Below are 15131 nucleotides of genomic sequence, written 5' to 3' on the forward strand. Positions count from 1 at the left end.
CATGCACCAAGTCGGAACATCGATGCGACCTGGCGGTGCGGGCACAGAACCGATGGCAACACGCAAGCAACCCGCCCCCACACCTGCCCCCGAGCCGGACGAGGCCAGGCCGGCCGACCCCCTGTTCAACCAATCGCTCGAAAAAGGCCTGGCCGTGCTGCGCGCGTTCGACGCCTCGCACCGCACGCTGACGCTGGCCGAACTGGCCGAACTCACGGGCATGACCAAGGGCTCGGCCCAGCGCACCGTGCACACGCTGCAGGTGCTGGGCTATGTGGGCAAGCACCCGCGCACGCGGCGCTTCCAGCTGCTGCCGCGCGCCATGGAGATCGGCGCCAACTACCTGGTGGGCCACCCGCTCGTGCAGGTCTCGCACCCCTACCTGGCCCAGCTGACCCACGCCAGCGGCGAGACCGCCAACGTGACCGAGCCCGTGGGCCAGGACATGCTGTACCTCGCGCAGCTGACCACCTCCAAGCACATCCCGGTGTTCACGCCCGTGGGCATGCGCATCCCGATGTATTGCAGCAGCTGCGGGCGGGCCTGGCTCAGCACCTTGCCGGACGAGCAGGTGCGCCAGATCCTGGAGGCCTCGCAGCGCGCCGCGCGCACGCAGTACACGCTGACCGACGTGGATGCCATCGTCGAGCAGGTGCGCCAGTGCCGCCAGGTCGGCTACGCGACCAACTGCGAAGAGCTGTTCCTGGGCGACATGGGCCTGGCCGCGCCGCTGGTGGACCGCCAGGGCCTGCCGGTCGGCGCGCTGCACCTGTCGCCCCCGACCAGCCGCTGGACCATGGAGGACGCGCGCAAGAAGCTAGCGCCGATGCTGATCGAGTGCGCCCGCGCGATCTCCAGCACGATTGCGTTCTGACGGCGTCCTGACGGCCTTCAGACGACCGAGGCCGCCCCTGCCGTGCTGGGCCGGTGCGCGCAGCGGTCGTCCGGCGGCGCGGTCACGATGGAGTCCAGCGCCGGCTCGGCCGGGCGCAGCCGCGCAATGTCCGGCCGCGGGCGGCGCAGCGTGGGCCGGCTGGCGAACGCGCCTTCCATCGCCTGCGCGGCCGACAGCAGACGCAGGTCGCCGCGGAACGCGCCCACCACCTGCAAGCCGAATGGCATGCCCCGCTCGTCCACGCCGCAGGGCAGCGTGATGGACGGGTGCGTGGTCAGCGTGGTGACGTAGGTCAGCGCCAGCCAGCGGTAGTAGTTCTCCTGCGGCCGGCCGTCGATCTCGGCCGCGTAGGGCTGCGTCCATGGGAAGGGCGAGACCGGCGTGGTCGGCGCCAGCACCAGGTCGTAGTCCTGGTAGATGCGCTGGAACCGCTGGATGATGCGCGTCTGCTCGGTCTGCGCCCAGGCGGCGTCCAGCAGGCTCATGCGCACGCCCATCTCGTAGTTGGCGCGCGGGTTGGGCCCCAGGCTGGCCGGGTCGCGCTCATAGGTCTCGCGCATGCCGGCGACGAAGGCCTCGGCGCGCAGCACGTCGAAGCAGCGGTGCACGTCGCCCAGGTCGTCGAAACGCACCGCGTCGCAGGCGGCGAACAGGCCGCGCATCTCTGCCATGCGCGCGCGCATGGCGCGGCGCACCACGGGGTCGACATCGCAGCTGCCGAAGTCCTCCGTCCAGGCCACGCGCAGGCGCGACAGGTCCAGCGGCGCCGGCTGCAGGAAGGCCAGCGGGTCCAGCGGGTAGCTCAGCGGGTCGCCGGCATGCGGCCCGGCCGATGCGGCCAGCTGCAGGCAGGCGTCGCCCACGTCGCGGCCCATCGGGCCGACCACCGAGATCGGCGAGAAGCCCAGCGGCTTGCGCACGCTGGGCACCACGCCTGGCGAGGGCCGGAACCCCACCACGCCGCACTTGGCCGCGGGGATGCGCAGCGAGCCGCCGGTGTCCGAGCCCGTGCACACGGGCAGCAGGTCCAGCGCCAGCGCGGCGGCCGAGCCGCCCGACGAACCGCCGGCGTTGAGGTTCGGGTCGAACGGGTTGCCGGTGGCCCCCCAGACCGGGTTGCGGCTGTTGGCGCCCGCGCCCATCTCGGGCACGTTGGTCTTGCCGACCACGATGGCGCCGGCCGCGCGCAGCCGGCGCACCAGCTCGATGTCGGCCGCCGGCACGTGGTTGCGCAGGCTGGGCGTGCCGGCGGTCGACAACAGCCCCTCCGTGGGCTCCAGGTCCTTCACGCCCAGCGGCAGTCCGTGCAGCAGGCCCAGCGGCTCGCCGCGCAGCACGGCCTGCTCGGCGGCGCGCGCCTCGGCGCGTGCACGTTCGTAGGAGGTGGCCGTGACGGCGTTGACGAAGGGGTTCAACTGCTCGATGCGCGCGATGCAGGCCTCCAGCAGCTCGACGGGCGAGAGCTGGCGGGCACCGATCAGGCGGCGCAGTTCGACGGCGGAGGTTTCGACGAGCATGGTGTCAATCCGGGCGGATGTCGGCACGTTGAGCAATCGCACGCATCAGCGGCAGCTCCTTCTCGATCAGTGTGGCAGACGCTGCGGAACCCGAGAACAGCGGCTCGGCCCCGTTGGCGCGCAACTGGGCTGCGACCGCCGGCATGGCCACGATGCGGGCCAGCGTGCTCTCCAGCTTCTGGCGCACGGGCGCGGGCGTGCCCTTGGGCGCGACGACCATGATCCAGGTGTCGGCATCGATCTCGGGGTAGCCGGCCTCGGCGAAGGTGGGCACATCGGGCAACTGCGAGGAACGCTTGGCCGTGGTCACGCCGATGGCCTTGACCTTGCCAGCCTTGAGCTGCGGCAGCGCGGCCGTCACGGTGTCCACCGAGAACGTCACCTGGCCACCGATCAGGTCGGTCATGGCCGGCGCGCTGCCCTTGTAGGGCACGTGCAGGATCTTGGCGCCGACCGCGCGCAGCACGATCTCGCCCGTGAAGTGCGCCGTCGAGCCCGAGCCGAACGAGGCGTAGGCGTACTTGTCGGGCGTGGCGCGCAGCGCCGCCACGAACTCCTTGACGTTGTTGACCGGCACGCCGGTGTTGGCCAGCACGATGAGCGGAATGCGCGCGACCACGGCGATGGGGTCGAAGCTCTTGACCGCGTCGTACGGCAGGTTGGTGCGGATCGCCGGGTTGGCCGTGAAGGTGGAGCCCGAGCTGATCAGCAGCGTGTGGCCATCGGCCGGCGCCTTGGCCACCAGGCCGGCGGCGATGGCCGTGCCAGCGCCGGGCCGGTTGTCGATGATGACGGGCTGGCCGAGCGCCTCGGACAACTGCTGGCCCATGAGCCGGCCCACGGTGTCGGCGCTGCCGCCAGGCGGGAACGGCACGACCAGCGTGATGGGTTTGCTGGGATAGACGCTCTCGGCCAGCGCCGGCAGCGCGGCCAGCACGGTGGACAGGCCGGCCACGGCCAGTGCCGCACGGCGGGAGAAGGAGGCGAGGGACATGGGGCGAAACCTTGGTTTGCGGAGGGATGGCTGCATCGTAGAAACGCCGTAGCCGTGCAGCAAGCACAATGATGTGAAACCTTCATTGCCCATGTCGCAACGCAAGCAAAGGCCAGTGCCATGCCCTCGTCCACCACCCGCCGCCCGCGCGCACGCCGCGGCCTGAACCAGCGCGTGCTGCAGGAGGTGGCGCTGCGCCACTTCCTGGAGGTCGCGCGGGCCGGCTCGGTCACCGAGGCCGCGGCGCGGCTGGAGGTGGCGCCCTCGGCCGTCAGCCGCCAGATCGGCCGGCTCGAGCAGGAGCTGGACACGCTGCTGTTCGAACGCCGCGCGCGCGGCATGGTGCTCAACAGCGCCGGCGAACTGCTGGCGGCACACGCGCGCCGGTCCTGGCTGGACATCGAGCGCGTGGCCGACGACATCCTGGGCCTGCGCGGACTGCGCCAGGGCGAGGTGCGCATCGTGGCCACCGAGGGCTTCGCCTACGAGTTCCTGCCGCGGCTGGTGGCCGAGTTCCAGCAGCGCAACCCGGGCATCCGCTTCACGCTGGACATGTCGGTGCAGAGCGAGGTGAGCCGGCGCGTGCGCGAGGGCCTGGCGGACCTGGGCGTGACGGTGTCGCTGCGCTCGGAACGCGGCATCGACGTGGTGCTGCGGCACCCGGCACCCATCCTGGCCATCGTCGGCGCCGGGCATCCCCTGGCGGCGCGCAGCCAGCTGGCCCTGTCGCAGCTGGTGGCCTACCCGTTGGCGCTGCCCGCGGCCAGTTCCACGCTGCGCCAGCTGCTGGACATCAGCGCCAGCCGCCAGGGCCTGGCGCTGGACGCGACCATCACCAGCGACCACCTGTACCCGCTGATCCAGTACGTGGCCCACACCCAGGCCGTGACGTTCTGCGGCGAACTCGCACTGCGCCAACAGTTGCACAGCGGCATCGTCGCCGCCGTGCCGCTCCGTGACCGCGAGATGAACGAGCGCCACTTCGAAGTGCAGGCCATGGCCGGGCGGCACCTGCCGGATGCCGCACGGGCCTTCGTCGACCACCTGCGCGAAGCCCTGGACGTCGCGCGCTGACCGCCACAGCGTTGCGCCGATGGCAACGCAGGCTTGCCCGTTGCAGCATTGGTGCGCGCCGCGCCCGGCGACACAATCGGTCCGGCCTTTCCGCAACCCCGAAACGCAGAACCGATGTCCACGCCTCCTGCCCTGCCCTTCTCGAAAACCCGCCGCAGCCACGGGCTGCTGTTCCTCTCCGGTGAGCTGCCGCTGTCGCCCGATGGCAGCGTGCCCGAAGGCATCGCCGCGCAGACCGCGCTGACGCTGGCCCGGATCGAAGCCACGCTCCAGGGCGAGGGCCTGGGCCTGGCCGACGTGGTGTCGATCACGGCCTACCTGGTCGACGCCACCGACTTCGCCGAGTTCAACCGCGTCTACGCCGCGGCCTTCGGCGAGCCCCGCCCGGTACGCACCACCGTGCGCGCCGACCTCGTGCTGCCGGGCGCCCGCCTCGAGCTGACCGCCATCGCGGCGCTGCCGTCGTGACGAACGCCCGGCCGCCCGCACGCGCTTCAGCGCGCAGCAGCGTGCTGGTCCTGGGCGCCGGCATGGTCGGCACCTGCACCGCCATCCACCTGGCCCTGCGCGGCCACGCCGTCGTGCTGGCCGACCGGCGCGCGCCGGGCGAGGAAACCTCGTACGGCAACGCCGGCCTGATCCAGCAGGAGGCCGTGGAGCCCTACGCCTTTCCGCGCGACGCGGGCAAGCTGCTGCGCGTGGCCTTCAAGCGGGGCATCGACGTCAACTACCACGCCGCGGCCATGCCCCGCCTCGCCGGCCCGCTGGCGCGCTACTGGCAGGCATCCGGGCCGGCGCACTACCCGGCCATCGCGCAGGCGTACGCCCGGCTGATCGCGCACGCCACGCCCGAACACGCGCCGCTGATCGCCGCCGCCGGTGCGGAAGACCTGGTGCTGCGCACGGGCTACCGCTGGGTGTTCCGCACGGCCGCCACCATGGACGAAGCGCTGGCCCGCGCCGAGCGGTTGCGCGGCGCGTATGGCGTGCAGCACACCGCGCTGGACGCCGGCGCACTGGCGGCGGCCGAACCGGCGCTCAAGGCGCGGCTGGTGGGCGCCATCCATTGGCCCCAGCCCTGGGCCGTGCGCGACCCGGGCGCGCTGGTCGCGCGCTACGCCGCCCACTTCACGCAGCTGGGCGGGCGCATCGTGCAGGCCGATGCCGGCAGCCTGCGCCAGAACGGCAACGGCGCCGGCTGGTCGCTGCAGACCGCCGACGGCCCGCTCGATGCCGAGCACGCGGTGGTCGCGCTGGGCCCCTGGGCCGACAACCTGCTGCGCCCGCTGGGCTACCGCCTGCCGCTGTTCGTCAAGCGCGGCTACCACCGCCACTACACGGGCGGCCCCGTGCCCAGCATGCCCTGGCTGGATGCAGACCGCGGCCTGGTCGTCGCGCCCATGCAGCGCGGTGTGCGCGTCACCACCGGCGCCGAGTTCGCGCCGCGCGATGCCGCCGCCACGCCCTGGCAGATGGCCGGGGCCGAGGCCGCCGCGCGCGAGCTGCTGGACCTGCCGCAGCCGGTGGAGGCCACGCCCTGGCGCGGCGCGCGCCCTTGCACGGCGGACATGCTGCCCGTCGTCGGCGCAGCGCCGCGCCACCGCGGCCTGTGGTTCAACTTCGGCCACGCGCACCAGGGCTTCACGCTGGGGCCGGCGAGCGGCCGGCTGCTGGCCGAGCTGATCGATGGCGTCGCGCCGCTGGTCGATCCGGCGCCCTATGCGCCGGCGCGATTCGGTGCTTAGCCCGCCCGCTCCAGCATCGCCAGCAGCAGCACATTCGCGCCGGCCTCGATGTGCTCGGGCAGCGCGTCCTCGATCTCGTTGTGGCTGATGCCGTCCTTGCACGGCACGAAGATCATGCCGGTGGGCGCGACCTGCGCCACGTAGACGGCGTCGTGCCCAGCGCCGCTGACCACGTCCATGTGCGCCAGGCCCAGCTGCCCGGCGGCGTTGCGCACGCTGGCCACGCAGGCCGCGTCGAAATGGCAGGCGTCGAACTGCACCACCTGGCGCAGGTCCACGGCAACGCGCGTGTCGCCGGCGATCTCGACCAGCCGCGTGCGCAGCGCAGCCTCCATGCGGTCCAGGCCGTCGTCCGTCAGGTTGCGCAGGTCGACCGAGAACTGCACCTGGCCCGGGATCACGTTGCGTGAGTTCGGCAGCACCTGCATGTGGCCCACCGTGCCGCGGCCGTGGGGGGCCTCGTCCAGCGCGATGCGGTTCACGGCCTCGACCATGCGCGCCGCGCCCAGCATGGCGTCGCGCCGCAGCGCCATGGGCGTGGGGCCGGCATGCGCGTCCATGCCGGTCACGGTCACGTCGAACCAGCGCTGGCCCAGCGCACCGCTGACCACGCCGATCGGCAGGCCGGCATCTTCGAGCACCGGGCCCTGCTCGATGTGGGCCTCGAAGTACGCGGCATAGCCGCCACCGGGCACCTCGCCGCAGGGCTGCGGGCCCAGGTAGCCGATGCGGCGCAGTTCGCCGCCGACCGACAGGCCCGCACCATCGACCTGCGCACGCACGAAATCGGGCAGGAACACGCCCGCGAATGCACCGGAACCCATCATGACCGGCGTGAAGCGCGTGCCCTCCTCGTTGGTCCAGACCACCACCTCCAGCGGCGCGCGCGTGGCGATGCCGCGGTCGTTCAACGTGCGCATGACCTCCAGCCCGGCCAGCACGCCGAAGTTGCCGTCGAACTTGCCGCCCGAGGGCTGGGTGTCGATGTGGCTGCCCGTGGCCACGGCGCGGGCCTGCGGATCGGTGCCTGCGCGGCGCGCGAACATGTTGCCGACCTCGTCCACACGCACATCCAGGCCGGCGGCGCGGCACCAGTCGGCGACTTGGTCGCGGCCCAGGCGGTCGTCATCGGTCAGCGCGATGCGGCACACGCCGCCCTTGGGCGTGGCGCCGATGCGGGCCAGGTCCATCAGCGAGCGCCACAGGCGCGCACCGTCGATGCGCAGACCGTCGGTGGCCACGGTGCCGACGTGCGCGGCGGAAGGGGTGAGAACGGACGAATCCATGCTGCGTGCTCCAAAGTGGGGAATGAACGCCAGGGGGAAAGCGCGAATTGGCAGACCGGCCTGTCGAAGCAATAAACGGACCGGACATCGATGCAATCAATATTAATTGACTGACTTTCGATGCACAACAATTCAATTCATCAACAACAAAATCGATTGTCGATACCTTGCAGCACACCTGGCACACCGTTTGCTAAACCGATCCGGACTGTCATCCCTTCATCCACCGCCCCACCCTCCCCAGGAGATCCCACGTGAACCTTGCCTCCCCTTCCTTCGCGCTGAAGTCCGTGGCCGCCGGCGCCGCACTGTGCCTGCTGTCGCTGGCCGGCACCGCCCAGGCGCAGGAGAAGACGCTGCGCATCGCCATGACCGCGGCCGACATCCCGCGCACGCTGGGCCAGCCCGACCAGGGGTTCGAAGGCAACCGCTTCACCGGCATCCCGATGTACGACGCGCTGACGCACTGGGACCTGTCCAAGGCCGACGCGCCCAGCGTGCTGATCCCTGGCCTGGCCACCAGCTGGGCCGTGGACGCCAAGGACAAGACCAAGTGGACCTTCAAGCTGCGCCCCGGCGTGAAGTTCCATGACGGCTCGGCCTTCAACGCCGACGCCGTGGTCTGGAACGTGCGCAAGGTGCTCGACAAGGCCGCCCCGCATTTCGACGCCAGCCAGGTCGGCGTGACGGCTTCGCGCATGCCCACGCTGGTCTCGGCCCGCAAGATCGACGACATGACGGTGGAGCTGACGACGAGCGAGCCCGACTCCTTCCTGCCGCTGAACCTGACCAACCTGTTCATGGCCTCGCCCGCGCACTGGGACGCCAAGCTCAAGGCCGTGCCGGCCAGCGTGGCCGACCCGGCCGAGCGCGCCAAGCAGGCCTGGACCGCGTTCGCCTCCGATGCCTCAGGCACGGGCCCGTTCAAGATGACGCGCTTCGTGGCGCGCGAGCGCCTGGAGGTGGCCGCCAACAAGGCCTACTGGGACCCCAAGCGCACGCCCAAGATCGACAAGGTGGTGATGCTGCCCATGCCCGAAGCCAACGCGCGCACGGCCGCGCTGCTGGGCAACCAGGTCGACTGGATCGAGGCGCCCTCGCCCGACGCCATGCCGCAGATCACGCAGCGCGGCTACAAGATCTATTCCAACGCCCAGCCCCACGTGTGGCCCTGGCAGCTGTCGTTCGCCGAAGGCTCGCCCTGGTTGGACAAGCGCGTGCGCCAGGCCGCCAACCTGTGCGTGGACCGCGCGGGCCTCAAGCAGTTCCTGGGCGGCATGATGGCCGAGCCCAAGGGCACGGTGCCGCCCGGCCACCCGTGGTGGGGCAACCCCAAGTTCGACATTAAGTACGACGTGAAGGCGGCCCAGGCGCTCATGGCGCAGGCCGGCCACACGGCGGCCAAGCCGCTCAAGGTGAAGGTGCAGATCTCGGCCTCGGGCTCGGGCCAGATGCAGCCGCTGCCGATGAACGAGTTCGTGCAGCAGTCGCTCAAGCAATGCTTCTTCGACGTGCAGTTCGACGTGATCGAGTGGAACACGCTGTTCACGAACTGGCGCCGCGGCGTGAAGGACGCGACCGCCAACGGCAGCAACGCGATCAACGTGAGCTTCGCGGCCATGGACCCGTTCTTCGCCATGGTGCGCTTCTCCTCGACCAAGACCTTCCCGCCGGTCTCCAACAACTGGGGCTACTACGGCAACGCCGAGGTCGACAAGCTGATCGCCGACGCGCGCACCACGTTCGAGGACACCGGCCGCGACGCCGCTCTGGCCAAGCTGCACGCCCACCTGGTCGACGACGCGGCCTTCATCTGGATCGCGCACGACGTGGGCCCGCGCGCCATGTCGGCCAAGGTCAAGAACGTGGTGCAGCCCAAGAGCTGGTTCATCGACATCGCCACGATGACGATGGATTGAGTCCGCCCGCCCGGCCCGTGAGGGGTCGGGCGCTTCCTCGCCAGCCTCCCAGCCAGCCACGCCCATGCTTGCCTACATCCTGCGCCGCATCGTCTACGCCATTCCCATCATGCTGGGGGTGGCCCTGGTGTGTTTCGCGCTGGTGCATCTCGCGCCGGGCGATCCGCTCGTCTCCATCCTGCCGCCGGACGCCTCGGCCGATCTGCAGGCCCAGCTGCGTGAGCTGTACGGCTTCAACCGCAGCCTGCCCGAGCAGTTCGCCAGCTGGGTCTGGCGCGCGCTGCAGGGCGACCTGGGCACGTCCATCGCCACCAGCCGCCCCGTCGCGGGCGAGGTGATCAAGGCCGTCGGCAACACGCTGCGCCTGGCCGTGGTGGCCACCGCCATCGGCTTCGTCTTCGGCTGCCTGTTCGGCTTCGTGGCGGGCTACTTCCGTGGCTCGTGGATCGACCGCGCGGCCTCGGTCATCTCGGTGCTGGGCGTGTCGGTGCCGCACTACTGGCTGGGCATGGTCATGGTGATCGTGTTCTCGTCCATCCTGGGCTGGCTGCCGGCCACCGGCGCGGGGCCGACCGGATCGGGCGACTGGACATGGAACTGGGAGCAGCTGCAGTTCCTGGTGCTGCCGGCCATCACCATGTCGGTGATCCCCATGGGCATCATCGCGCGCACGGTGCGCGCGCTGGTGGCCGACATCCTCGAGCAGGAGTTCGTGCTGGGCCTGCGCGCCAAGGGGCTCACGCACTTCGGCGTGTTCTGCCACATCGTCAAGAACACCGCGCCGACCGCGCTCGCAGTCATGGGCCTGCAGTTGGGCTACCTGCTGGGCGGCTCTATCCTGATCGAGACCGTGTTCTCCTGGCCCGGCACCGGCTTCCTGCTGAACTCGGCCATCTTCCAGCGCGACCTGCCGCTGCTGCAGGGCTCCATCCTGGTGCTGGCCATGTTCTTCGTGGTGCTCAACCTCATCGTGGACATCGTGCAGACGCTGCTCGATCCGCGCATCGCCCGCGGCTGAAACGGAGAAGAACCATGTCCGCCGTCCTCTCCCCCTCCATTGCGACCGTCGAGCCCTTGCCGGCCCAGCGCTCGCGCGGCTACTGGGCCTCGGTCTGGCTGCGCTTCCGGCGCGACCCGGTGGCCGTGGGCGCCGCCTGCGTGGTGCTGCTGTTGATCGCCGTCGGCGTGTTCGGCCCCTGGGTCGCGCCGGCCGACCCCTACCAGGCCTCGATGCTGAACCGGCTCAAGCCCATCGGCACCAGCGGGTACCCGCTGGGCAGCGACGAGCTGGGCCGCGACATGCTCTCGCGCCTGATCGTGGGTGCGCGGCTGTCGCTCTTCATCGGCATCACGCCGGTGCTGTTCGCCTTCGTGTTCGGCGCCATCATCGGCATCGTGGCCGGCTATGCGGGCGGCGCCGTCAACAGCGTGATCATGCGCACCATCGACGTGTTCTACGCCTTCCCCTCGGTGCTGCTGGCGATTGCGCTGTCGGGCGCGCTGGGGGCGGGCATCCTGAACTCGCTGATCTCGCTGACCATCGTGTTCATCCCGCAGATCGCGCGCGTGGCCGAGGCCGTGACCACGCAGGTGCGCGGGCGCGACTACGTGGAAGCCGCGCGCGCCTCGGGCGCCAACGCCTTCACCATCGTGCGCGTGCACGTGCTGGGCAACGTGCTGGGGCCGATCTTCGTGTACGCCACCAGCCTGATCGCGGTGTCGATGATCCTGGCCTCGGGCCTGTCGTTCCTGGGCCTGGGCGTGAAGCCGCCCGAGCCCGAGTGGGGCCTGATGCTCAACACGCTGCGCACCGCCATCTACGTGCAGCCATGGATCGCCGCGCTGCCAGGCGTGATGATCTTCATCACCTCGATCTCGTTCAACCTGCTCTCGGACGGGTTGCGCACGGCCATGGACAACAAGGGGTGAACGCGATGACGACCGAACTGCAAGCCGCCGCCGCGACGCTGGAGCATGCCGACGAGATCGGCGGCCCGGCCCAGCCGCTGCTGACGATCCGCGGCCTCACGAAACACTTCGCGCTCAAGGGCGGCGCACTGCCCGGCGCGCCACGCAAGGTGGTGCGCGCCGTGGACGGCGTGGACTTCGAGGTCCTGAAGGGCGAGACGCTGGGCGTGGTCGGCGAGTCCGGCTGCGGCAAGTCGACCACCGCGCGGCTGCTCATGCAGCTGATCGCCCCGAGCGCGGGCGAGGTGGTGTTCGACGGGCGCACGGTGGGCAGCCGCGAGCTGCCGCTCAAGGAGTTCCGGCGCCAGGTGCAGATGGTGTTCCAGGACAGCTATGCCTCGCTGAACCCGCGCCTGACGATCGAGGACTCCATCGCCTTCGGCCCGCAGGTGCACGGCGTGTCCACGCGCGAGTCGGTGGCGCGTGCGCGCGACCTGCTGGCCCGCGTGGGCCTGGAGCCGGGCCGCTTCGCCGAGCGCTACCCGCATGAGCTGTCGGGCGGCCAGCGCCAGCGCGTGAACATCGCGCGCGCGCTGGCCTTGCAGCCGCGCATGGTGATCCTGGACGAGGCCGTCTCGGCGCTCGACAAGTCGGTCGAGGCGCAGGTGCTGAACCTGCTCATGGACCTGAAGGCCGAGTTCGGCCTGACCTATGTGTTCATCAGCCACGACCTCAACGTGGTGCGCTTCATCAGCGACCGCGTGATGGTGATGTACCTGGGCAAGGTGGCCGAGGTCGGCCCGTCGGAAGCGCTGTTCGACGACCCTGCCCATCCCTACACGCGCGCGCTGCTGTCGTCCATGCCGTCGATGGACCCGGACAACCGCACCATGGAAGTGCCGCTGGCCGGCGACCCGCCCAACCCGATCGATCCACCGAGTGGCTGCCGCTTCCACCCGCGCTGCCCGCAGGCGGCGGCGGTCTGCTCGCGCACCGAACCGCAGCGTGTGGCGCGCGCGGAGCAGTCGGTGGCGTGCCTGATCCATCAACGCGGCAGCGGGCATCCACTGGCGCAGCTGGCATGAGCCTCCCTCTTTGGCATGGCGCCCAGGCGGCGGCAGCGTGCCTGCGTTCTACGGCCCACGCTCGCGGAAACCGGCAGTGGCCTGCGGGACACACGCGCTTGAACACCGGCGGCGCGCCAGAAGCGCGCATCGCCGTCGCGGATGGGGCCTGCGCCCGCAGGCCCACCGTCACCGCCCGACACGACGGTGACGCACGAGCGCGGACGCGCCGGTCGTGCGCCTTCGCACAAGCCCGACGTCAGGCAGGCGGTGCTGACATGCGGGCGCAGGGGCCATTCGCGGCCCAGAGATGGCCCGCAAGCCGCGCCATCGGCGGGCGAGCCCGCCCTTCTTCAGCCGCCCACAGCGCGCGCGAGCGTGCCCCGGAGAACGCGTGTCTGCGCCGCCTGCCATTGGGGCCGCCACCCTCGCGCGTCACGCAAAAAAACGACGACAGCAGAAAGACAGCCGCATGAACACCACCGCAGAACCCTTCGTCCGCCTGCGCGACCTGCACGTCACCTTCACCGGCGGCCGCAAGCCCGTGCAGTCCGTCAACGGCGTGAGCCTGGACCTGCGCCAGGGCGAGGTCGTCGCGCTGATCGGCGAATCCGGCTCGGGCAAGAGCGTGACCCTGCGCACGCTGCTGCGCCTGCATCCGCCGCGGCGCAGCCAGGTCACGGGCGAGGTGCGCGTGGCCGGCCGCGACGTGCTGGCCATGTCGGACCGCGAACTGGCCGACTACCGCGGCAAGATGGTCTCGATGATCTTCCAGGAGCCGCTGCTGGCGCTGGACCCGGTCTACCCGGTGGGCGCGCAGATCGTCGAGTCGATCCGCCGGCACGAGAGCGTGTCCAAGGCCGAGGCCCACCAGCGCGCGCTGGCGTTGTTCGAGCGCGTGCGCATCCCGAGCCCCGAGCGCCGGCTGCAGGCCTACCCGCACGAGATGTCGGGCGGCATGCGCCAGCGCGCCATGATCGCGCTGGCCCTGGCCTGCAAGCCGCAGGTGCTGCTGGCCGACGAGCCCACCACCGCGCTGGACGCGACCGTGCAGATCCAGATCCTCCTGCTGCTGCGCGAGCTGCAGCGCGACCTGGGCCTGTCGGTGCTGTTCGTCACGCACGACATCGGCGCGGCCGTCGAGGTGGCCGACCGCATCGCCGTGATGTATGCCGGCCGCATCGTCGAGGAAGGCACGGCGCGCGAGCTGATCCGCGCGCCGCGCCACCCCTACACCGTGGCCCTGCTCAAGAGCCGCGCGCACGGCGCGCTGGCCAAGGGCGCACGGCTGGAGACCATCGCCGGCGCGCCGCCCGACCTGGCTGCGCTGCCGGCAGGCTGCGCATTCGCGGCACGCTGCAGCCTGGCCGAGGCGGCCTGCCTGCAGACCCGGCCCGAGCCCGTGACCCTTGCACCGGGCCACCGTGCACGCTGCCTGCGCACCGACGCCGTGGCCGCGCTGGCGCCCGCGACCGTCGGCTGAACACCCCCCTCACACCGGAAACCGCAACGATGCCTTTGCACGACCCCGCCCACGCCTTCGTCCCGTACCCCGACGTGCCCGTTCCCGCGGCGCACACCGGCCCCTTGAGCGGCCTGAGCTTCGCGGTCAAGGACCTGTACGACGTGGCCGGCTACCCGACCGGCGGCGGCAGCCCCATCGTGCTGGCGATGTCGGGCATCAAGACACGCAACGCGCCCGTGGTCCAGCAGCTGCTGGACGCGGGTGCGCGCTTCGTCGGCAAGACCGTGACCGACGAACTCGCGTTCTCGATGAACGGCAACAACGCCCACTTCGGCGCGCCCATCAACGGCGCGGCGCCGGACCGCATCACGGGCGGCTCGTCCTCGGGCTCGGCTTCGGCCGTGTCGTCCCGGCTCTGCGACTTCGCGCTGGGCAGCGACACCGGCGGCTCGGTGCGCGCGCCGGCCAACCACTGCAGGCTGTACGGCATCCGGCCCACGCACGGCCGCATCAGCCTGGAGGCCACGCTGGACCTGGCGCCCAGCCTGGACACCTGCGGCTGGTTCGCACGCGACGCACAGACCTTCGCGCGCGTGGGCGCCGTGCTGCTGGGCGACGACCCGGCGCCGCTGCCGGCCAAGCTGCGGCTGCTGCGCCCCACCGATGTCTGGTCGCTGGTCGAGGCGTCCGTGGCCGACGCGCTGGCCGCAGCGGTGGCCCGTGTCGAGCAGGCCTTCGGCCAGGCCGCCGACTGCCGCGTGGCGATGGAATCGTGGGACGCGATGTACTGGAACTTCCGCTACGTCCAGGCGCGCGAGGCCTGGCTGACCGACGGCCCGCTGATCGAGCGCTTCGCGCCGCCGCTTGGGCCGGGGGTGGCCGAACGCTTCGCCTGGTCGCGCGAGGTGACCGACGCCCAGGTGCAGGCCGCGCGCGCGTTCCGCGAGAAGTTCCGCGGCGGGCTGGCCACGCTGCTCGGCCAGGACGGCGTGCTGGTCATGCCCACCATGCCCGACATCGCGCCGCTGCGCAGCGAGGGCGAAGCGGGCCTGGAGACCTACCGCAACCGCGCGATCCAGATGCTGTGCCTGGCCGGGCTGTCGGGCTTTCCGCAGATCTCTTTGCCGCTGGCGCAGCGCGAGGGCGCGCCGCTGGGGCTGTCGCTGCTGGGGCCGGCGGGGTCGGACCGCTCGCTGCTCGCGCTGGCGGAGCGGATCGCGCCGGGCTGAAGCGTGCGGGTGGGGTCGGCGTGATTCGGTGACAA

Annotated in this window: 13 protein-coding genes; 10 read left to right on the forward strand and 3 right to left on the reverse strand. The window is 71.3% G+C overall.

Annotated features, from left to right (window positions below; all coding sequences use genetic code 11):
- The first annotated feature begins 52 nt into the window (after positions 1–52).
- Positions 53–874 (forward strand): IclR family transcriptional regulator, encoded by an 822-nt coding sequence (locus ASF44_RS20930; protein WP_056901193.1) that lies wholly within the window; start codon positions 53–55, stop codon positions 872–874.
- 17 nt (positions 875–891) lie between these two features.
- On the opposite strand, the gene ASF44_RS20935 is transcribed toward ASF44_RS20930, so the two are convergent.
- Together ASF44_RS20935 and ASF44_RS20940 are read right to left on the reverse strand one after the other, a co-directional pair.
- Positions 892–2412, reverse strand: a complete 1521-nt coding sequence (locus tag ASF44_RS20935; RefSeq protein ID WP_056901194.1) for an amidase — start codon at positions 2410–2412, stop codon at positions 892–894.
- Positions 2413–2416: 4 nt separating this feature from the next.
- Entirely contained in the window at positions 2417–3406 is a 990-nt protein-coding gene (locus tag ASF44_RS20940) for a tripartite tricarboxylate transporter substrate binding protein (protein WP_056901195.1), read from the reverse strand.
- A 120-nt stretch (positions 3407–3526) separates the two neighbouring features.
- On the opposite strand from ASF44_RS20940, the gene ASF44_RS20945 reads away from it, so the two are divergent.
- The 3 genes from ASF44_RS20945 (at position 3527) to ASF44_RS20955 (ending at position 6225) form a co-directional block, all read left to right on the forward strand.
- The gene (locus tag ASF44_RS20945; RefSeq protein WP_056901196.1) at positions 3527–4480 is read left to right on the forward strand and encodes a LysR family transcriptional regulator; all 954 of its coding nucleotides are present in this window, start codon (positions 3527–3529) and stop codon (positions 4478–4480) included.
- 114 nt (positions 4481–4594) lie between these two features.
- Positions 4595–4948, forward strand: coding sequence for a RidA family protein (locus ASF44_RS20950; RefSeq protein WP_056901197.1), 354 nt, complete (start codon positions 4595–4597; stop codon positions 4946–4948).
- Entirely contained in the window at positions 4945–6225 is a 1281-nt protein-coding gene (locus ASF44_RS20955; RefSeq protein ID WP_304437998.1) for an FAD-binding oxidoreductase, read from the forward strand. The genes ASF44_RS20950 and ASF44_RS20955 overlap by 4 nt, the downstream gene beginning before the upstream one ends.
- Here ASF44_RS20955 and ASF44_RS20960 read toward each other — a convergent pair.
- Entirely contained in the window at positions 6222–7511 is a 1290-nt protein-coding gene (locus ASF44_RS20960; protein ID WP_082524942.1) for a Zn-dependent hydrolase, read from the reverse strand. The genes ASF44_RS20955 and ASF44_RS20960 overlap by 4 nt on opposite strands.
- A gap of 368 nt (positions 7512–7879) precedes the next feature.
- On the opposite strand from ASF44_RS20960, the gene ASF44_RS20965 reads away from it, so the two are divergent.
- The 6 genes from ASF44_RS20965 (at position 7880) to ASF44_RS20990 (ending at position 15096) form a co-directional block, all read left to right on the forward strand.
- Positions 7880–9430 (forward strand): ABC transporter substrate-binding protein, encoded by a 1551-nt coding sequence (locus tag ASF44_RS20965; protein WP_369820950.1) that lies wholly within the window; start codon positions 7880–7882, stop codon positions 9428–9430.
- A gap of 64 nt (positions 9431–9494) precedes the next feature.
- Positions 9495–10448 carry an ABC transporter permease gene (locus ASF44_RS20970; protein ID WP_056901199.1) on the forward strand — a complete coding sequence of 318 codons (954 nt, stop codon included), beginning with the start codon at positions 9495–9497 and terminating at the stop codon, positions 10446–10448.
- Between the two features lie 14 nt (positions 10449–10462).
- Positions 10463–11359 (forward strand): ABC transporter permease, encoded by an 897-nt coding sequence (locus tag ASF44_RS20975; RefSeq protein ID WP_056901200.1) that lies wholly within the window; start codon positions 10463–10465, stop codon positions 11357–11359.
- A 5-nt stretch (positions 11360–11364) separates the two neighbouring features.
- Positions 11365–12423: an ABC transporter ATP-binding protein gene (locus ASF44_RS20980; protein WP_369820947.1), complete on the forward strand. Its 1059-nt coding sequence runs from the start codon at positions 11365–11367 to the stop codon at positions 12421–12423.
- A gap of 451 nt (positions 12424–12874) precedes the next feature.
- Entirely contained in the window at positions 12875–13885 is a 1011-nt protein-coding gene (locus tag ASF44_RS20985) for an ABC transporter ATP-binding protein (protein ID WP_056901201.1), read from the forward strand.
- Between the two features lie 29 nt (positions 13886–13914).
- Complete coding sequence (locus tag ASF44_RS20990; RefSeq protein WP_056901202.1) at positions 13915–15096, forward strand: amidase; 1182 nt, start codon at positions 13915–13917, stop codon at positions 15094–15096.
- The last annotated feature ends 35 nt before the right edge of the window (positions 15097–15131 follow it).

Source organism: Pseudorhodoferax sp. Leaf274, assembly GCF_001422445.1.
In the GTDB taxonomy this organism is placed as follows: domain Bacteria; phylum Pseudomonadota; class Gammaproteobacteria; order Burkholderiales; family Burkholderiaceae_C; genus Pseudorhodoferax.